The organism is Mesorhizobium sp. M0051 (assembly GCF_040323235.1).
Lineage (GTDB): Bacteria > Pseudomonadota > Alphaproteobacteria > Rhizobiales > Rhizobiaceae > Mesorhizobium.
Genome location: NZ_JAMYUT010000004.1, coordinates 212,474 through 231,191, shown reverse-complemented (window position 1 = coordinate 231,191; position 18,718 = coordinate 212,474). Strand labels below are relative to the sequence as shown.

23 protein-coding genes are annotated in these 18,718 nt (G+C 62.5%); 13 read left to right on the top strand and 10 right to left on the bottom strand.

The window, feature by feature from the left end:
- Positions 1-5: 5 nt before the first annotated feature.
- The 4 genes from trxA to NKJ90_RS06515 all read left to right on the top strand — a co-directional run bounded on the left by trxA (position 6) and on the right by NKJ90_RS06515 (position 1,568).
- Positions 6-329, top strand: coding sequence for a thioredoxin (gene trxA, locus NKJ90_RS06530; RefSeq protein WP_023761143.1), 324 nt, complete (start codon positions 6-8; stop codon positions 327-329).
- Between the two features lie 226 nt (positions 330-555).
- Positions 556-837, top strand: a complete 282-nt coding sequence (locus NKJ90_RS06525; protein WP_023761144.1) for a cupin domain-containing protein — start codon at positions 556-558, stop codon at positions 835-837.
- Positions 838-909: 72 nt separating this feature from the next.
- Complete coding sequence (locus NKJ90_RS06520; protein ID WP_023761145.1) at positions 910-1,158, top strand: hypothetical protein; 249 nt, start codon at positions 910-912, stop codon at positions 1,156-1,158.
- Positions 1,155-1,568, top strand: coding sequence for a type II toxin-antitoxin system VapC family toxin (locus NKJ90_RS06515; RefSeq protein ID WP_023761146.1), 414 nt, complete (start codon positions 1,155-1,157; stop codon positions 1,566-1,568). The genes NKJ90_RS06520 and NKJ90_RS06515 overlap by 4 nt, the downstream gene beginning before the upstream one ends.
- 34 nt (positions 1,569-1,602) lie before the next feature.
- Here the strand turns inward: NKJ90_RS06515 and NKJ90_RS06510 are convergent, their stop codons facing one another.
- The 6 genes from NKJ90_RS06510 to NKJ90_RS06485 form a co-directional block, all read right to left on the bottom strand.
- Positions 1,603-2,022: a VOC family protein gene (locus tag NKJ90_RS06510; protein ID WP_023761147.1), complete on the bottom strand. Its 420-nt coding sequence runs from the start codon at positions 2,020-2,022 to the stop codon at positions 1,603-1,605.
- Between the two features lie 26 nt (positions 2,023-2,048).
- Positions 2,049-3,374: a bifunctional folylpolyglutamate synthase/dihydrofolate synthase gene (locus NKJ90_RS06505; RefSeq protein ID WP_023761148.1), complete on the bottom strand. Its 1,326-nt coding sequence runs from the start codon at positions 3,372-3,374 to the stop codon at positions 2,049-2,051.
- 62 nt (positions 3,375-3,436) lie between these two features.
- Positions 3,437-4,363 (bottom strand): acetyl-CoA carboxylase, carboxyltransferase subunit beta, encoded by a 927-nt coding sequence (gene accD / locus NKJ90_RS06500; RefSeq protein ID WP_023761149.1) that lies wholly within the window; start codon positions 4,361-4,363, stop codon positions 3,437-3,439.
- A 48-nt stretch (positions 4,364-4,411) separates the two neighbouring features.
- Positions 4,412-5,251 carry a tryptophan synthase subunit alpha gene (gene trpA, locus NKJ90_RS06495; protein WP_023761150.1) on the bottom strand — a complete coding sequence of 280 codons (840 nt, stop codon included), beginning with the start codon at positions 5,249-5,251 and terminating at the stop codon, positions 4,412-4,414.
- Between the two features lie 2 nt (positions 5,252-5,253).
- Positions 5,254-6,474 carry a tryptophan synthase subunit beta gene (trpB, locus tag NKJ90_RS06490; RefSeq protein ID WP_352485828.1) on the bottom strand — a complete coding sequence of 407 codons (1,221 nt, stop codon included), beginning with the start codon at positions 6,472-6,474 and terminating at the stop codon, positions 5,254-5,256.
- 78 nt (positions 6,475-6,552) lie between these two features.
- Positions 6,553-7,212 (bottom strand): phosphoribosylanthranilate isomerase, encoded by a 660-nt coding sequence (locus tag NKJ90_RS06485; protein ID WP_023761152.1) that lies wholly within the window; start codon positions 7,210-7,212, stop codon positions 6,553-6,555.
- 104 nt (positions 7,213-7,316) lie between these two features.
- Here NKJ90_RS06485 and NKJ90_RS06480 point away from each other — a divergent pair, with 104 nt between their 5' ends.
- Entirely contained in the window at positions 7,317-7,535 is a 219-nt protein-coding gene (locus NKJ90_RS06480) for a hypothetical protein (RefSeq protein ID WP_023761153.1), read from the top strand.
- A gap of 303 nt (positions 7,536-7,838) precedes the next feature.
- Here NKJ90_RS06480 and NKJ90_RS06475 read toward each other — a convergent pair whose 3' ends face one another.
- From NKJ90_RS06475 to NKJ90_RS06460, 4 genes are all read right to left on the bottom strand, one after another.
- Positions 7,839-8,597, bottom strand: a complete 759-nt coding sequence (locus NKJ90_RS06475; protein ID WP_023761154.1) for a M48 family metallopeptidase — start codon at positions 8,595-8,597, stop codon at positions 7,839-7,841.
- Positions 8,598-8,709: 112 nt separating this feature from the next.
- The gene (locus NKJ90_RS06470; protein ID WP_023761155.1) at positions 8,710-9,189 is read right to left on the bottom strand and encodes a DUF2852 domain-containing protein; all 480 of its coding nucleotides are present in this window, start codon (positions 9,187-9,189) and stop codon (positions 8,710-8,712) included.
- A 75-nt stretch (positions 9,190-9,264) separates the two neighbouring features.
- Positions 9,265-10,449 (bottom strand): benzoate/H(+) symporter BenE family transporter, encoded by a 1,185-nt coding sequence (locus NKJ90_RS06465; RefSeq protein WP_023761156.1) that lies wholly within the window; start codon positions 10,447-10,449, stop codon positions 9,265-9,267.
- Between the two features lie 4 nt (positions 10,450-10,453).
- Positions 10,454-11,242, bottom strand: a complete 789-nt coding sequence (locus tag NKJ90_RS06460; protein ID WP_023761157.1) for an alpha/beta hydrolase — start codon at positions 11,240-11,242, stop codon at positions 10,454-10,456.
- A 207-nt stretch (positions 11,243-11,449) separates the two neighbouring features.
- Here NKJ90_RS06460 and infC point away from each other — a divergent pair, with 207 nt between their 5' ends.
- From infC to NKJ90_RS06420, 8 genes are all read left to right on the top strand, one after another.
- On the top strand, positions 11,450-11,986 hold the full coding sequence (gene infC / locus NKJ90_RS06455) for a translation initiation factor IF-3 (protein ID WP_013528312.1): 537 nt from the start codon (positions 11,450-11,452) through the stop codon (positions 11,984-11,986).
- Positions 11,987-12,191: 205 nt separating this feature from the next.
- Positions 12,192-12,818 (top strand): methyltransferase family protein, encoded by a 627-nt coding sequence (locus NKJ90_RS06450; RefSeq protein ID WP_023761159.1) that lies wholly within the window; start codon positions 12,192-12,194, stop codon positions 12,816-12,818.
- Positions 12,819-13,021: 203 nt separating this feature from the next.
- Positions 13,022-13,225 carry a 50S ribosomal protein L35 gene (rpmI, locus tag NKJ90_RS06445; RefSeq protein WP_006201248.1) on the top strand — a complete coding sequence of 68 codons (204 nt, stop codon included), beginning with the start codon at positions 13,022-13,024 and terminating at the stop codon, positions 13,223-13,225.
- 145 nt (positions 13,226-13,370) lie between these two features.
- Entirely contained in the window at positions 13,371-13,772 is a 402-nt protein-coding gene (rplT, locus tag NKJ90_RS06440; protein ID WP_006201247.1) for a 50S ribosomal protein L20, read from the top strand.
- A gap of 146 nt (positions 13,773-13,918) precedes the next feature.
- A complete protein-coding gene (pheS, locus tag NKJ90_RS06435) occupies positions 13,919-15,016 on the top strand; it encodes a phenylalanine--tRNA ligase subunit alpha (protein WP_023761160.1) in 1,098 nt (365 codons plus the stop codon).
- Positions 15,013-15,435 carry a GFA family protein gene (locus NKJ90_RS06430; RefSeq protein WP_023761161.1) on the top strand — a complete coding sequence of 141 codons (423 nt, stop codon included), beginning with the start codon at positions 15,013-15,015 and terminating at the stop codon, positions 15,433-15,435. Before pheS ends, NKJ90_RS06430 begins: the two co-directional genes overlap by 4 nt.
- Complete coding sequence (gene pheT, locus NKJ90_RS06425) at positions 15,432-17,840, top strand: phenylalanine--tRNA ligase subunit beta (protein ID WP_023761162.1); 2,409 nt, start codon at positions 15,432-15,434, stop codon at positions 17,838-17,840. Before NKJ90_RS06430 ends, pheT begins: the two co-directional genes overlap by 4 nt.
- Positions 17,841-17,958: 118 nt before the next feature.
- On the top strand, positions 17,959-18,561 hold the full coding sequence (locus NKJ90_RS06420) for a nucleotidyltransferase family protein (protein ID WP_023761163.1): 603 nt from the start codon (positions 17,959-17,961) through the stop codon (positions 18,559-18,561).
- Positions 18,562-18,718: the final 157 nt, after the last annotated feature.

The window sequence follows — 18,718 nt, the reverse complement described above, 5'->3', positions numbered from 1 at the left end:
TCCGCATGACCACCGTCAAGGTCGACAAGAGCAATTTCCAGGCCGATGTGCTTAACGCCAGCGTACCGGTCGTCGTCGATTTCTGGGCGGAATGGTGCGGTCCCTGCAAGATGATCGCGCCGGCGCTTGAGGATATCGCCACCGAACTTGGCGCCAAGATCAAGATTGCCAAGCTGAACATCGACGAGAATCCCGAGCTTGCCGCGCAGTTCGGCGTGCGCTCGATCCCGACGCTGATGATCTTCAAGGGCGGCGAAGTGGCCGACATGAAGGTCGGTGCGGCGCCCAAGACCGCGCTGTCGCACTGGATCAATGGCAGCCTCGCCTGATCCATCTGAAATTCCTGATATCAAGCCCGGCCTCGCGCCGGGCTTTTTGTTGGCGTCGTCTACAGCGCCGCGCGTCCTCGGACGCGCAAAGGACGCTGTAGCAGTTTGATTGGCGCATGATCCTTTCAGAAAATCGATTCCGATTTTCTGGGTCATGCGCTGCCACGCTCTGGCCCTCGCGTCCGGCCACTCCATGTCATCTGCTTGAGGGAGATAGGAGAACCCAATGACCGGATCCGCCAAGGCCACCGTCTTCATCGACAATGAACGCGTCATCGTCACCGAATACCGCTTCGCGCCGGGCGAGAACACCGGCTGGCACCGCCACGGCCACGACTATGTCGTCGTGCCGCTGATGGACGGCAAGGTAAAGCTGTTGACCAAGGACGGCGAATCCTTCGCCGAGATGAAGAAGGGCGCGCCCTATTTCCGCAAGGAGGGCGTCGAGCACGACGTCATCAACGCCAATGACGGTGAATACGCCTTCATCGAGATCGAGCTGAAGTGATGGACTGCCATCAGCTGCCATCTTGATGGCAGGAGCAAAAAAGGCTATATCTTTCTCAAAAGGGAGTTTGAAATGGCCGAACCCCAGCTTTCCGTCCGCAGCGCAAAAGCACGTGATCTTGCGCATCGACTCGCTCGTCGCGAAAACCGCTCAATAGCTGATATCGTCGAACGCGCGCTTGAATCCTATGAGATTCGGGAGGCCGGGCGAGAACCGGCATCCGCCTTCTACTCTCGCCTGACGGCAAGCGTTGGCGTCGACATCGATCTGGAAGAAATCATCCGGGAAAGCCGCAAGGTCCATACAGGGCCGGAGCTTTGATTTTCGTCGACACCAATGTGATTTCAGAGAGCCTTAGAAAGGCGCCTGACGTGGCTGTCATGGCTTGGCTGGTCCGCAACGATGCCGAACTGGCGCTTCCTACGGTGGCGATTGCCGAAATCGCTTTCGGCATCCAAAAGATACGACCTGACGAGCGTGCCGATCGCCTGGAGCAAGGTCTCTCCCAATGGCGCCATCGCTTTGCCGGTCGCATTTTTGGGCTGACGGAGGAGGCGGCTCTGGCTTATGGCGAGATTATGGGAACGGCGACGCGCCGTGGCCGGGGCATGTCGGCACCCGATGGCATGATTGCAGCGATAGTGCGCGTGAATGGCGGTCAGCTGGCAACGCGTAACCTGAACGACTTCGGCCCGGCCAACCTTGAGCTGATCTCACCTTGGGATTTCTAGGGCGTCTCACCGTTCACGGAAAAGGCGGAATGCTCTACCAGTCGGCGATGCGATCGCCGCCGACGAATTGCGCACTTTTTTCGGTATATTCGAACAGCTCGATCTTCACGCCGTTGGGATCGCGTATCCAGGCTTGAAACGTGTCGTCGCAGGCGTGCTTCTTATCCGTGACATCGACGCCTTTCGATTTGATATGGGCGATCGCCGCGTCGATGTTTTCAACCTCAAGGCAAAAGTGGTTGATCTGGTTGTGCTCGCTATAAGCAGTGCCGTCCTTCTGAAACACCTCGACATGGCTGCTGCCGCCGCAATTGAGGTAGAACCCGAAAATCTTGCCGTCGCGCAGGAAATTGAACTGGGTGTCGAGGCCGAGCACGTCGCGATAGAAGCTTCGCGTCGCTTCCAGGTCATGCGCGAAGATGCAGACATGGGCGAGCTGCCTGACCTTGATCATGACTGGCTCCTCTCGAAGGTCTGGCCTCAGGTCGGCGGCGTGCCGTTCTCGGCCAGCACCGCGCCAGCCAGGTACAATGAACCGCCGATCAGGATGCGCGGCGGCGGGCCGTCCCAGGTGTCGCGCAGCAGCATCAGCGCATTGGCAACCGAACTCACCGGCTCGGCCGTCAGTCCCGCTTCCGTCGCGCGGATCGCCAGTTCGTCGTTCGGCACGCCGGCCTCGCTGAGGCTCACCGGCACCGTGTAGACATGCCGGGCAAGGCCTTTGAAAGCCCGGAAATAGCCGCTCTGGTCCTTGGTGTTGATCATGCCGGAAATGAGCAAGAGCGGACGCGGGTTCTTTTCTTCCTGCTCGGCTAGCGCTTCGGCAACCACCATGCCGGCGCCCGGATTGTGGCCGCCGTCCAGCCAGATGTCGGCACCCTTCGGTGCCAGTTCCGCCAGCCGGCCCTGCGCCAGCTTCTGCATGCGGCCGGGCCAAGCGACATTGATCATCGCCTTTTCGGCGGCGCGATGGCTGATCTCGAAACCGGCCGCCTTGACCGCGGCGATCGCCGCCGCCGCATTGGCGAACTGGTGGCGCCCCGGCAGCCGTGGCGGCGGCAGGTCCATCAACCCGTCCTCGTCCTGGTAGACCATGCGGCCGTTTTCTTCATAGGCGAGGAAATCCTGGCCGTAGACGAAGGTCGGGCACTCAAGCCGATCGGCGGTTTCGATCAGCACCTGCAGTGCTGTCTCGCTTTCCTGTGCGCCGATGACCACCGGGCAGCCAGGCTTGATGATCCCGGCCTTTTCGGCGGCGATCAGTTCGACACGGTCGCCGAGATAGGCCTCGTGATCGAGCGACACCGGCATGATCACCGATACGGCCGGCTCCTTGACGACATTGGTGGCGTCGAAACGGCCGCCGAGCCCGACCTCGATGATGGCGGCATCGGCCTGGTGTTCGGAAAACAGGAGGAAGGTGACAGCGGTGAGGATCTCGAAGACGGTAATCGTCTCACCTTCGTTGGCCCTGGCGACGCGCGCTATGGCATCGGCGAACACCCTGTCCTCGACCAGCCTGCCGCCGCCATCGGCGGCCAGCCGGTAGCGCTCATGCCAATTGACCAGATGCGGCGAGGTGTGGACATGGACGCGGTAGTCCGCTGCCTCGAGCAGGGCGCGCGAAAACGCGGCGCACGAACCCTTGCCATTGGTGCCGGCGATGTGGATGACCGGCGGCAGCCGGTCCTGCGGGTTGTCAAGCCGCTCCAGCAGCCGCGAAATGCGGTCGAGCGAAAGGTCGAAGCCTTTCGGGTGAAGCGCCATCAGGGCTTCGATTTCGCGGTCGGCGGCAAGCGTCATCATGGAAGAATCCTATGCGGGCCGCAAAGCACGCGCAATCGTGGTTCGGGGCGCACGATGTCGCGTCAGGCGTGCGGTCGGGCTTCCGTCGGAATGGTAGCCGGCGGCAGGATTTCCGGCTCGATCGGCTTTTGCTCCTCCGGCAGCTTGAGCAGCATCCTGAGCAGGCGCGCGATGGTTTCGCGCAGTTCCAGCCGCGACACCACCATGTCGACCATGCCATGCTCCATCAGATATTCGGAGCGCTGGAAGCCATCTGGCAGCTTTTCGCGGATGGTCTGTTCGATCACGCGCGGTCCGGCAAAGCCGATCAGCGCGCCGGGCTCGGCGATGTGCACGTCGCCCAGCATGGCGTAGGAGGCAGTGACGCCGCCGGTGGTCGGGTTGGTCAAAACGACGATGTAGGGAAGACCGGCTTCCTTCAGCCTGTCGACGCCGACCGTGGTCCTCGGCAATTGCATGAGGGACAAAATACCTTCCTGCATGCGGGCACCGCCGGAGGCGGCAAACAGGATCAGCGGCCGCTTGCGCTGCAGGGCGACTTCAAAGCCATGCACGATGGCGTCGCCGGCGGCCATACCGAGCGAGCCGCCCATGAAGGCGAAGTCCTGCACCGTGACCACAACCGGCAGGCCCTCGACGGTCCCCAGCGCGTTGATGATCGCGTCTTCCAGGCCGGTCTTGGCCTTGGCGTCCTTCAGCCGGTCGACATAACGCTTCTCGTCGCGGAATTTCAGCGGGTCCTGCATGACCTTGGGGTTGTCCAGGGTCTCGTATTTGCCGTCGTCGAAGAAGAATTTCAGCCGCTCCTTGGCCGAGATCTTCATGTGATGACCTGACGAAGGGATGACGAACTGGTTGGATTCCAGATCCTTGTGGAACACCATCTCGCCGGTCTCCGGATCCTTGATCCAGAGATTCTCGGGCATGTCGGTGCGCCGGCCGAGCATCGAATTGATCTTCGGGCGAACGTAATTGGTGATCCAGTTCATCGCTTCGGCTCCTGTCCTGACGAAGAGTTGGGTAAAGAGGTAGGGAAACTATTCGGCGGCAGCAAGGCGGGCCGAGCGCACACCTTGCGCAAGACCGCTGACCAGCGTGGCCACGGCTTCGGCAGGGTCGGCGGTCTTCTCGCCTTTCGGCCCCAGGACATTGGCCACTGCATTGACGATCGCGGTGCCGACGACGACGCCGTCGGCATTGGCGCCGATCACGCGGGCCTGCTCGGCGGTCTTGACGCCGAAGCCGACGCAGACCGGCAGGCCGGTATGGCCCTTGATGCGCTTGACGGCCGCCGCCACCTTGCCGGTGTCGGCCAGCGCCGAGCCGGTGATGCCGGTCATCGATACGTAATAGACGAAGCCCGACGTGTTCTGCAGCACCTTGGGCAGGCGCTTGTCGTCGGTGGTCGGCGTCGCCAGCCGAATGAAATTGATACCGGCTTTCAGCGCCGGAATGCACAGTTCCTCATCCATCTCCGGCGGCAGGTCGACGACGATCAGCCCATCGATGCCGCTGGCAATAGCATCCGTGAGGAAGCGGTCGACGCCATAGATGTAGATCGGGTTGTAATAGCCCATCAGCACGATCGGTGTCTCGTTGTCGCCGGTCCGGAACTCCGCCGCCATCTTGAGTGTCTTGACCAGCGTCTGGCCGCCTTTCAGCGCCCTGAGGCCCGCGGCCTGGATCGCCGGGCCGTCGGCCATCGGATCGGAAAACGGCATGCCGAGCTCGATGATGTCGGCGCCTGCGCCAGGCAGTGCCTTCATGATCGACAGCGAGGTGTCGTAGTCCGGGTCGCCACCCATAAAATAGGTGACGAGGGCCGGGCGGCCTTCGGTCTTCAGCTTCGCCATGCGGCGATCGATGCGGGTCACCATGATCAGATCTCCATGCCCAGCATCGAGGCCACAGTATGCACGTCCTTGTCGCCACGGCCGGACAGGTTGACGATCACGATCTGGTCCTTGTTCATCGCAGGCACGATCTTCACCGCATGCGCGATGGCATGCGCCGATTCCAGCGCCGGGATGATGCCTTCGACCCGCGTCGTCAGCTTGAAGGCCTCCAGCGCTTCGTCATCGAGGATCGGCACATATTCGACGCGGCCTGAATCACGCAGCCAGGAATGCTCCGGGCCGACGCCGGGATAATCGAGACCGGCCGAGATCGAATGCCCGTCCATGATCTGGCCGTCGGCATTCTGCAGGAGATAGGTGCGGTTGCCGTGCAGCACGCCCGGTGCGCCGGCATTCATCGAGGCGCAATGCTCGATGCCGTCGAGGCCACGGCCGCCGGCCTCGATGCCAATAATGCGCACCTCCTTGTCGTCCAGGAAGGGATGGAACAGGCCGATGGCGTTCGAACCGCCGCCGACAGCGGCGATGATGGTGTCCGGCAGCCGGCCCTCCTGCTCGAGGATCTGCGCCCGCGCCTCGATGCCGATCACCGACTGGAAGTCGCGCACCAGTTCCGGATATGGATGCGGGCCTGCGGCGGTGCCGATCAGGTAGTAAGTATCCTCGACATTGGTGACCCAATCACGAAGGGCTTCGTTCATTGCGTCCTTAAGCGTGCCGTGGCCGGCGGTCACCGGCCGCACTTCGGCGCCGAGCAGCTTCATGCGGAAGACGTTGGGGCTTTGCCGGGCGACATCGGTGGCGCCCATGTAGACGACGCAGGGAAAGCCGAAGCGGGCCGCGACCGTCGCCGACGCCACGCCGTGCTGCCCGGCACCGGTCTCGGCGATGATGCGCTTCTTGCCCATGCGCTTGGCCAGCAGGATCTGGCCGAGACAATTGTTGATCTTGTGCGAGCCGGTGTGGTTCAGATCCTCGCGCTTGAAATAGACTTTCGCGCCGCCGAGATGGCGTGTCAGGCCTTCAGCGAAATAAAGCTTCGAGGGTCGCCCGGCATAGTGGGTCGAGAGGTCAGTCAGTTCAGCCCTGAAATCCGCATCGTTCTTGACCTCGTTCCAGTGCCGCTCCAGGTCGAGGATCAGCGGCATCAGCGTTTCGGCAACGAAACGACCGCCGAAAATGCCGAACATGCCCTGTTCGTCGGGCCCGGTGCGGAAGGAATTGGGTATCGCCGGCTTGTTCATCGCCGATCTCCTGGCATCTTGATTTCTTGAGCATGCTTGTCGGAAAACCGGTTCCCCGCATGCTCTGGATTGAACCGGTCAGGCGGCGCGGTTGTCGCGCGCTGCCCTGACGGCCCGGAAAAACTGCTCGATCAGCGCCGGATCCTTGACGCCCGGCGCACTTTCCACGCCTGAGGAAATGTCTATTCCGGGCGGATTGGCAAGCCGAAGGGCATCGCCGATATTGCCGGCGTTGAGCCCACCGGAAAGCATGTAATCGACGCCGGCGTCAAGGCCGGCGAGGATGCGCCAGTCGTAGACAACACCATTGCCCCCCGGCAGTTCGGAGCCTTTCGGCGGCTTGGCGTCGAACAGGAACCGGTCGGCGATGCCGACGAACGGCTTTATCCGTTCGAGATCCGCGGCCTCGCTGAGCGGCAGCGCCTTCATCACCGGCAGGCCATAGCGGGCTTTCATCTCGGTCACCCGCTCCGGCGTCTCCGCGCCATGCAGCTGCAGCATGTCGGGCTGCATCTTGGCAACGATTTCGTCCAGGAAGGTGTCGCCTGCATCGACGGTGACCGCAACCGCAATCGCCTTGCCACGCGCCGCCTCGCGCAGACGGCCAGCCTCGGCAGGTTCGACATAGCGTGGGCTTTTGGCAAAGAAAATAAAGCCGACATGGCTGGCGCCGCAGGCCAGCGCCGCGGCCATTGCCCCGTCGGTCTTCAAGCCGCAGATCTTGATGTCGAGTGCCATGCGCGGGAATTGGCATGAAAAGCGAAAAGAGTCGAGAAAAAGCATACTGTTTGCCGGCAACGCCAAAGGCGCTACCTATGGATGGACAAGGCGGGAGTACGATCATGACCGAGAGAACCGTTGCCGAACTCAGGCAGAAGATAACGCAGGCGCGCGAGGTCATTGCGCACCTGATGGACAAGGCCGCCTTCAACGGCGCCGAGGCGCACCGCGCGCTCGACTATTTCGGCAGCGATGCCTTCGACCGCAATTTTTTGCCGTGGCCGCATCACGGCGAAGAGGGGCTGCGTCCGGAGGAACTCAACGCGACGAATGACGATTGAATGTCGTCATCCTAGGGCGGAGCGACGCGAAGCGGAGCGCAGACCCTAGGATCCATGCCGTGACATCCTCCGAAAAATGCGACGGTGGAGAATGAATGCGTTCGTTTTGTTCTGGTGGATATCCGAGACCTGCACCGTTGCGGCGCTTGTGCGTCACGGCATGGATCCTAGGGTCTGCGCCGCGTCACTTCGCTCCTTGCTTCGCCCCAGGATGACGAAGTTGAGATGGCTCAGCCCATCTCCATCGTTTGCACCGTTGACAGCGGACAGCGGACAGCCCTTAAGGCCTCACTTCGCCCATCCCTATTCGAACGCAATCGCCTGAAGCGCGCCGCCATTGCGCTTCAGCCAGACCTTGCAGCGCTCGGTGTCCGGGCAAAGCTGCTCGCACAGCTTCCAGAATTTCGGACCGTGGTTCATCTCCTTGAGATGCGCGACTTCATGCGCGACGAGGTAATTGATCACCGGCGACGGCGCCATCATGATCCGCCAGGAGAAGGACAGATTGCCGTCGGAGGTGCAGGAGCCCCAGCGGCTCGACGTGTCCTTGAAGCGGACGGCCTTGGCGCGCTTGCCCAACGCCTGGGTGTGCTTGAGCACCAGCTTCTCGATGTCCTTCTTGGCCTCGCGCTTGAGAAAGTCGGTGATGCGGCGCGGCAGGTGTATGCGATCGCCGTGCACGATCAGCAGCGGCCCGCGCTCATCGCTCGACACCGTCACGGTCCCGCGCTTTGACGGCTCGTGGACGATGCGATGCGCCACGCCACGCACCGGAATCTTGATGCCGGGCCGCACCTGCGGCCGAGCCGGAACCTTGGCCAGCCGCTGTTCCAGCCAGTCCTGATGGCGGTCGAGGAATTTTTCCACCTCGCCCCGGCGCAAGCCCGGCGGCACCGTAATGCGCAGGCCACGGCCGCCGGAATCGATGCGCAGCGTCAGCCGTCGGGCGCGGTCGTTTTCGACGATCTTGAGTGGCAACGAGCGGCCGGCAACGACATGCTCGCGCTCTTCGACAGGCGCGGGCTTGGGCTTTGTCAAATTGCGGAAGAAGCCGAAGGACATGGCCGGACGATACGCGATTCGAGGAAAACGGATAGAATAAAGAATGGAACAAAAAAGAAACGGCGCCGCTCGTGCGACGCCGTTTTTTCACGATCTGACCAGTCGCTGGATGTCAGTCGTCAAGCAGGTTCGAACCCTTGCCGCGCTTGGTGGTCGTCCCGGTGCTCGGATCGGCCTTCGTCGGCGCCGTCGACTTGTTGCGGTTGGCCATGAAGCGGTCGAACTCGTCCTGGTCCTTGGCTCGGCGCAATTCGCGGGCGTAGTCGTCGAACTCGGTCAGCATCTCGTCGAGCTTGCGGCGTTCCTCAGCGAGGCGCTCAAGTTCCTTTTCGCGCCAGTCGTCAAAGGCGACGTTGCCGGTGCGGGCGGAGCCGTGACCCCAGCGCGCCGCCTTGTCGGAACCACGGCGGCAGCCGGCGAAGATGCCGTCGGTGGCCCGGTTGACGTCACGCTTCAAGCCGTCGAGGCGGTCGCCCCAGATGATGTAGGCGAGCATGGCGAAGCCGAGTGGCCAGAACACCATGAAACCGATCACCATCAACGCGATGGTTGCCGGCGTCCAAGCCGGGCGGATCAATGCAGATGTGTTCATTTTCTCCCATTCCTTCGGTTGGAGACAGCCAAGACCGGCTGTGTGGAATCGAAATGGGAAGAAGAAAACGGCGATTCAAGACAATATCCGCCAAAACCGGACAAGAGGCTGAAATGATTGTTGCTTTTTGAATGCTTCGAGGAAAAGCACGACCAATCCGGCGACAAGTCCCCAAAATGCCGCGCCGACGCCGAACAGCGTCAGTCCCGACGCGGTGACGGCGAAGGTGACGGTGGCAGGCATGCGTTCGCCTTCATCCTTCAAGGCGATCGACAAAGCATTGGCAAGCGGCGCCATCAGCGCGAGACCGGCCACCAGCACGATCAGGCTCTGCGGCAGGACGGCGAATATCGCCACCAGCGAAGCGCCGAAAATGGCGAAGATGAGATAGGCGAGCGCATAGAACGGACCGGTCTTCCAGCGCTCGGCGGGGTCCGGATGGACGTCAGGCCCGGTGCAGATCGCCGCCGAAATCGCCGCCAGATTGGTGGTCGAGCCGCCAAACGGCGCCGACAGCAGCGAAAACAGGCCGGTGACGCCGATCAGCGGCCCGGGCTCCGGGTGATAGCCGGCGGCGCGCAGCACGGCGAGGCCGGAGAGGTTCTGCGAAGCCATGGTGACGAGATAGAGCGGCAGTGCCAGGCCGATGATCGCGGCGGCGCTGAACTGCGGCGCGATCAGCGTCAGCGTCGACAGTTCCGGCGTCGGCAGGCCGCCGACGCGGCCGGTGAGAAATGCCGCGAGGCCGCCGCCGATCAGCACCACCAGCACCGACACCGCCGGATTGAACAGCCTGATGACGAAGAAGGCCGCGATCAGCGGCAGGATCAGCCAGGGATCGGCGGGGATGGCCTTGACTGCGTTGATGGCGAAGCTGACGAGGATGCCGGCCAGCATGCCGGATGCCACCGACGCCGGTATCCTGGCGATCAGCCGCGTCAGTGGTCCGAACAGGCCGGTGGCGATCAACAGGATGCCGGTGACGATGAAGGCGCCGACCGCCTCGTTCATCGAAAAGCCGCTCGACGCGGCGATCAGCGCCAGACCCGGCGTCGACCATGCGGTGATAACAGGCATTTTCGTGCGCCAGGACAGCCACAGGCACTCGATCGCCATCGCCAGGCAGATCGCCGTTACCCAGCTCGCCGTCTCGATCTGCGTCGCACCGACCGCCTTGGCGGCGGCAATGACGATGGCCAGCGTGCCGCCGAAACCGACGATCGCCGCGACGAAGGCGGATATCGGAATGGAAAGGCGCATCAGTTCAGTTTCCCCTCTGTGCCATCGCATCGACGGCCCGCACCAACATGTCGAGATCCTGCGGCCGCGACAGGCGGTGGTCGCCATCGGGGATCAGCGACAAGGTCACGTCGTCGGCCGGCAGCAGGCTGACCAGCTTCAGCGCGTGGCTTGCCGGCACGTCAGCATCGGCCAGCCCCTGCAGGATGTGCACCGGGCAATGCGTGTCGATCGGGCCCGTCATCACCCTGTTTTCGCGCCCGTCCTCGATCAGAGCGCGCGTATAGATGTAAGGCTCGGCGGAATAGTCCGACGGCTCCTCGAAGAAGCCTTTTTTGACGAGATCGCGCTTCTGCGCCTTGGTCAGCACCGGTTCGACCAGTTCGGTGGTAAAATCAGGCGCCGGCGCCAGCAGCACCAGGCCGGCGACGCTGCTGCCGCCCGCTTTGTGCAATTCCTGCACCATGCGCAGCGCTATCCAGGCGCCCATCGAGGAGCCGACCAGGATCTGCCGGCCCTTGGTGAAATGCCGGAACACGGCAAGGCTCTGCGCGAGCCATATCGAAATCGTGCCGTCGGCAAAGGCGCCGCCGGATTCGCCATGGCCGGAATAATCATGGCGTAGGAACGCGCGGCCTTCCCTTGCCGCCCAATCCGACAGCGTCTGCGCCTTCGTGCCCAGCATGTCCGACTTGTAGCCGCCAAGCCAGACGATGCCGGGCGCGGAGCCGGCACTATGGCGCACCGCGATGCGCGATCCCCCAACACCGGGAAAGATTGGGACATCGATAAAGATGGGGGGCGTGGCGTTCATGGCTTTTTCCTCAACGTCGGTCTTGTGGCACAGCCAGCGGCGAGGCGGAAAGTGCTCGCGATGTTTCTTTGTTTGGTGCAGGGCAGCGATCAGGGTGATTTTCTGTCAATGCTGTGCTATTGACTCCGCCCGCGCGCTCACCACATTGACGCGTCCACGCATCAACACTGACAAACCCTGAACGAAACGGCCAAGGAGACCACGACCATTCGCAGACCTTTCAAAGCAGCGGCGCCGACCAAGGATGGCCCGCGCTCCAACCGTGATATCCGGGTTCCCCGGGTCCAGCTTATCGACGCCGAAGGCCAGAACCGCGGCGATGTTTCCATCAACGACGCATTGCTGCTCGCCGAAGAGGCTGGGCTTGATCTCGTCGAGATATCGCCCAATGCGGTGCCCCCCGTCGTCAAGATTCTCGATCTCGGCAAGTTGAAATACGCCAACCAGAAGAAGGCGGCCGAGGCGCGCAAGAACCAGAAGGTCATCGAGATCAAGGAGATCAAGATGCGCCCGAACATCGACAGCCATGACTACGAGACCAAGATGAAGGCGGTTCGCCGCTTCTTCGAGGAAGGCGACAAGGTCAAGCTGACGCTGCGGTTCCGTGGCCGTGAGATGGCGCATATGGAACTCGGTATGCAGCTTTTGAACAAGGTCCGCGAGGAAGTGGCGACGATTGCCAAGGTCGAAGCGGAACCGAAGCTCGAAGGCCGGCAGATGATGATGGTGCTGTCGCCGCGCTAAGGTGTGCTGAACTATCAACACACCTCAGTCACGATGACGCGCTAACGCGCTTAAATCCGCCTGAATCACATCCCAAGGCGTCCCGGCGATCGGCGGGACGCCTGTTTTCTTTGGCCGAGGCTGCGATCGCCGGTTTTTTATGCATGTCACAAGACCGCGCCTTCGGGCGACATGCATCACGCTCTACGATGATCGGATTCCAAGGTTGGATAAAGAACTCAAATACGGGCTGGGCAATTACCAGCGTACGCGTCGGATGGTGCTTGCCGGGCTCGTGGCGGTGCTGTTCGCAGCGCTGCTGTTCGGCCAATCGACCTTTCCGCCCGACACGCCGGTGCATGAGTCGATCGAAATGTTCGGCGTGCTGCTGATTTTCCTCGGCATCGTCGGGCGCCTTTGGTCGACGCTCTACATAGGCGGACGCAAATCTTCCGAGGTGGTGACCGGCGGGCCTTACTCGATCACCCGCAACCCACTCTATGTCTTCTCGACCGTAGCCGCGGCCGGCGTCGGGGCGCAGATCGGCTCGTTCTCCGGCATCGCTCTCTTCGCGCTTCTGTGCGCGGGCGCCTTCCATATCGTCATCCTGCGCGAGGAGAAGTTCCTCAAGGAAGCGCTTCCCGCCACATATCAGGCCTATCTGGCGAGAGTGCCGCGCTTCTTCCCGAAGCTTTCCCTTTACCAGGAGGGTGATACCGGCAGCTTCAAGCCGCGCCTATTGTTGACCACGCTGCTCGACGGCCTGGTGTTCCTCGTCGCGCTGCCGGCCTTCGAACTGATCGACGGCGCCCAGCAGTCGGGCATGCTGCCGGTATTGTTCCGGCTGCCCTGACTCGACGACAGAGCCGCATCTCTACTGGTGTTGCACAGCCGCCGGCTTTGACGTATAGGACCGCCGTTCAAGAAAACCGCCCGGCAGGGCATGCCGTGGCGGTTTCATTTGCTTTTCGGGCTTTGGTCGGCCCGAAGCGAACAAGACAAGAGGCGTGGAGTGCCGGAGGCACGACAGGGACCTCATAGAAACGGAGTAGCAAAATGCCCAAGATGAAGACCAAGTCCGCCGCCAAAAAGCGGTTCAAGATCACAGGTACGGGTAAAGTTTTGTCGGCTGCGGCCGGCAAGCGTCACGGCATGATCAAGCGTTCCAACAAGTTCATTCGAAATGCCCGCGGCACGATGGTTCTGGCTGAACCGGATGGCAAGAAGGTCATCAAGAATTTTCTGCCGAACGGCCTCTAAGGCGCGATGCCAAAAAGTTGCAGACTTTTTGGATAACATCCCGCTCAAATAAGGCATTCGGTCCGGACACGCATTTGTTTTACGCAATTCCGAACGGAAAACCGCAAGGCACTTTTCCTGGAATTGCTTTTAAGGAGATCATGACATGGCACGCGTAAAGAGAGGCGTCACCTCGCACGCCAAGCACAAGAAGGTCCTGAAAGCCGCCAAGGGCTTCTATGGCCGCCGCAAGAACACCATCCGCATCGCCAAGCAGGCGGTGGAAAAGTCGCTGCAGTACGCTTACCGCGACCGCAAGAACCGCAAGCGCTCGTTCCGCGCGCTGTGGATCCAGCGCATCAACGCAGCGACCCACGAGCATGGCCTGACCTACGGCCGCTTCATCGACGGCCTCAACAAGGCCGGCATCGAGATCGATCGCAAGATCCTGTCGGACATGGCCATCCATGAGCCGCAGGCTTTCGCAGCCCTGGTCGCCAAAGCCAAGGTGGCGCTCGAATATCTGAAGAACACCACGCCGAACGCTTTTGAAAGCGCTGTCGCCTAAGACCAGCGCTTCCCAAGCATTCGCAATTCTGATTTGGGGAACCCGCGCTGGCACGGCTGGCGCGGGTTCTTTTTTGACCCTGATGTAACCAAAATGGTGACGACGAACCAAAATGGTGTCGGTCGCCCGATCGAGAGAGTTTCGCCGTGAACGACACAGCTGGAAATCTTGAAGCGCTGGAGGCCTCGCTGCTTGCCGACATCGCAGCGGCCTCCGACGAGGCCTCGATCGAGGCCGTGCGAGTCGCGGCTCTTGGCAAGAAGGGTTCGATCTCCGAGATGCTGAAGACGCTCGGCGCCATGACCGCCGAGGAGCGCCAGGTGAAGGGCCCGGCCATCAACGGCCTCAAGAACCGCGTCACCGATGCGCTGACGGCCCGCAAGGCTGAGCTCAGGGATGCGGCGATCACCGCGCGTCTCGCCGCCGAAAGGGTCGACGTGACGCTGCCGGTGCGGCAGTCGCCGGCCGAGCGCGGTCGCATCCATCCGATCAGCCAGGTCATCGACGAGATCGCGGCGATCTTCGGCGATCTCGGCTTCTCCATAGCCGAAGGTCCAGATATCGAGACCGACTACTACAATTTCACCGCGCTGAATTTCCCGGAAGGCCATCCGGCGCGCGAGATGCACGACACCTTCTTCTTCCAGCCGGACGAGAAGGGCGAGCGCAAGCTTTTGCGCACCCACACCTCGCCGGTGCAGATCCGCACGATGGAGACGAAGAAGCCGCCGATCCGCATCGTCATTCCTGGAAAAACTTATCGGCAGGATTCCGACGCTACCCACTCGCCGATGTTCCATCAGGTCGAGGGGCTGGTCATCGACAAGACGGCGAATGTCGCCAACATGAAGTGGGTGCTGGAGGAGTTCTGCAAGGCCTTCTTCGAGGTGCCGCAGGTCAAGATGCGCTTCCGGCCGTCCTTCTTCCCGTTCACCGAGCCGAGCCTCGAGGTCGACATCCAGTGCGACCGCTCGCGGCCCGGCGAAGTACGCTTCGGCGAAGGCTCCGATTGGATGGAGATCCTCGGCTGCGGCATGGTGCATCCCAACGTGCTGCGCCATGGCGGGCTCGATCCGGACGAATATCAGGGCTTTGCCTGGGGCATGGGCATCGACCGCATCGCCATGCTGAAATACGGCATGCCGGACCTGCGCGCCTTCTTCGACGCCGATGTCCGCTGGCTGTCGCATTACGGTTTCAGGCCGCTCGACATGCCGACCTTGTTCGGGGGCCTAAGCGCATGACAGCGCCGCACGCCGGCGGCTGCCGCTGCGGCGCTGTGCGGTTCGAGGCCACGGCCGAACCGCATCACGTCAGCTATTGCCACTGCGGCGATTGCCGGCGGGCGAGCGGCGCGCCGGTATCGGCCTTTGTCGGGTTCCTGGCCGGTCAGGTCGCGTTCACAGGCAAGGCGCTGAAGATGTTCGAGAACGGCCCGGTGACGCGCTCGTTCTGCGGCGTCTGCGGCTCGCCCATCGCCTATGTCGACGAGCGGCTGGAGGACGACATCTATTTCATGCTCGGCGCCATGGACGCACCAGCCAATTTCGAGCCGACGCTGCATGCCTATGTCAGCGAGCAGCTTGCCTTCCTGCATATGTCTGACGACCTGCCGAGACATCTGAAAACAAGCGTCAAAAGACCAGACGGAACAGTCCAATGAAATTCACCCTCTCCTGGCTCAAGGATCATCTCGAGACCGACGCCACGCTCGGCGAGATCGTCGAGCGGCTGACCTCGATCGGCCTCGAAGTCGAGCATGTCGACGACAAGTCGAGCCTGAAACCCTTCGTCATCGCCAAGGTGCTGACGGCGGTTCAGCACCCCGATGCCGACCGGCTGCGCGTGCTGACCGTGGATACGGGCGATGGCAGGCCACCCGTGCAAGTGGTGTGCGGCGCGCCTAACGCCCGCGCGGGTCTGATCGGCGCCTTTGCCGCGCCCGGCACCTATGTCCCCGGCATCGACGTGACGCTGACGGTCGGCAAGATCAGGGGCGTCGAAAGCCATGGCATGATGTGTTCTGAGCGCGAGCTGGAACTGTCGGACGAGCACGACGGCATCATCGACCTGCCCCAGGATGCGCCTGTCGGCACCAGCTTCGCGGCCTATGCGCATCTCGACGATCCGGTCATCGAGATCAACCTGACGCCGAACCGGCCTGACGCCACCAGCGTCTACGGCATCGCCAGGGATCTGGCGGCGAGTGGACTTGGCCGTCTCGTCGGCGGCGCGATCATGCCGCATGTCGGCAACGGCATGTGCCCGGTCAAGGTGACGATCATAGCGCCGGAGCTCTGCCCCGGCTTCGCGCTGCGGCTGGTCAAGGGCGTCAAGAACGGCCCGTCGCCGAAATGGCTGCAGCAGCGGCTGATCGCCATTGGTCTGAGGCCCATCAGCGCGCTGGTCGACATCACCAACTACGTCACCTTCGATCGCGGCCGCCCGCTGCATGTGTTCGATGCCAGCAAGGTCTCAGGCAATCTCACCGTGCGCCGTGCGCGCGATGGCGAAAAGGTACAGGCGCTCGACGGCCGTGAATACACGCTGACGCCGGAGATGTGCGTCATATCAGATGAAGACGGCGTCGAGTCGATCGCCGGCATCATGGGCGGCGAGCATTCGGGCTGCGACGAGAACACCACGGACGTACTGATCGAATCGGCCCTTTGGGACCCGATTACCACCGCGCGCACCGGCCGCACGCTCGGCATCATCACCGACGCGCGCTATCGCTTCGAGCGCGGCGTCGATCCCGAGTTCATGGTGCCCGGCGTCGAGCTGGCGACCAGATTGGTGCTCGATTTCTGCGGCGGCACGCCGACGGAGATCGAAGTGGCAGGCTATGCCGGCCACACACCAAGGATCGTCTCCTTCCCGCTCTCGGAAGTGAAGCGGCTGACCGGCATCGAAGTGCCAACATCGGAGAGTCGCCATATCCTGTCGCGCCTTGGCTTCAGGCCTGAGGGCTCGGGCGACGTCATCGATGTGGCGGTGCCGTCCTGGCGTCCCGATGTCGACGGCAAGGCCGATCTGGTCGAGGAGGTGATGCGTATCCACGGCGTCGACAACATCGCCCCGCAGCCGCTCGGCGCGCATGACGCGGTCAACGCGAGAATACTCACCACGCTGCAGGTCCGCACCCGTACGGCCAAGCGCGCGCTTGCCGTACGCGGCATGATGGAAGCCGTCACCTGGTCGTTCATTCCGGCCAAACACGCCGAATTGTTCGGCGGCGGCCAGACCGCGCTGAAGCTCGCCAACCCGATCGCCGCCGACATGTCCGACATGCGGCCCTCGCTGCTGCCGGGGCTGATCTCCGCCGCCCAGCGCAACGCCGACAGGGGCATTGGCGACGTGGCGCTGTTCGAAGTTTCGGGCACCTATGAAGGCGACGGCGCCGACCAGCAGCGGCGCGTGGCCGCCGGCGTGCGCCGCGGTACCGCCAAGCTCGACGGCTCCGGCCGCAACTGGGCCGGCAATTCCGGCCCGGTCGGCGTGTTCGACGCCAAGGCCGACGCTATCGCCGCGCTCGAAGCCTGCGGTGCGCCGGTCGAGCGGCTGCAGATCGAGGCAGGCGGACCGGGCTGGTATCATCCCGGCCGTTCCGGCACGATCAAGCTCGGCCCGAAAACCGTGCTCGGCACCTTCGGTGAATTTCACCCGAAGACGCTTGAGGGCCTCGACGCTTCCGGGCCACTCTGCGGCTTCGAAGTGTTCGTCGATGCCGTGCCCGAGCCGAAGGCCAAGCCGACGAAGACCAAGCCGAAGCTCGAGCTCTCCGCCTTCCAGATGGTCAAGCGCGACTTCGCTTTCGTCGTCGACAAGACCCTCGAGGCCGGCACGCTGGTGCGCGCAGCGCTCGCCGCCGACAAGAAGCTGATATCAGGCGTTTCGGTCTTCGATATTTTCGAAGGGGCATCGCTCGGAGCGGGCAAGAAGTCGATCGCCATCGAAGTATCGATCCAACCGGTCGAGAAGACGTTGACCGACGAGGATTTCGAGGCATTGGCCAAGCGCATCGTCGATAATGTCGGCAAGCAGACCGGCGGCGTTCTGCGCGGCTAGAGCAATTCTGGGAAAACTGCGTAACGATTTTCCCGGTAAAAACGCATAGCGCTTTCCCTTGGGAATTGCGCAGGAGCCAAGACTTGCGGGCAGGTGGCGAATCGCCGTCCAAAGGGCGATGGACCATCTGCGCTATTCCGGCCTTCCTTTCGAAACGCAACGCATGGCGTTTCTTGAGATCGTCTCGGCCGATCCGCTTGTTCGCGAAGCGCTGACGCATGCCCGCGCGCTTGGTCTTGCCGACTGGCTGGTCGTCTCCGGCGCGCTCTACAACTCTGTCTGGAACCATCTGACCGGCAAGCCGCCGGGCTATGGCATCAAAGATGTCGACCTGTTCTATTTCGATGACAGCGACCTGTCCTACGAGGCGGAGGACGCGGTGATCCGCCGCGCGGCGGTGCATTTTGATGGACTGGCGCTGCCGGTCGAGGTGCGCAACCAGGCGCGGGTGCATCTGTGGTATCCCCTAAAATTCGGGCAACCCTGCCCGCGCTACACGAGCTCCAGCGAATCCGTCAGCTATTTCGCCTCTAAGACCCACGCGGTCGGCGTGCGATACGACGCGGACGGGCAGCTCGATCTCGTTGCGCCGTTCGGGCTCGACGACATCTTTTCGTTCCGCATCGTGCCGAACCGGGTGATGGACAATCAGCGCACGCACGAGGTGAAGGGCAAGCGTGCGAAGGAGAACTGGCCGGAGATTTCAGTGGTGCCGTGGTAGAAGTGCCGGAATAAGAAAATGTCGGCGCGAGGCACCCCCCTCTGGCCTGCCGGCCATCTCCCCCGCAAGGAGGGAGATTGGCAGCTTCGGCCTTGTCGCTCCTCCTGCAACCTTGGCGATTGGCGAAAGCAGCAACGGCATCCGATCTCCCCCCTTG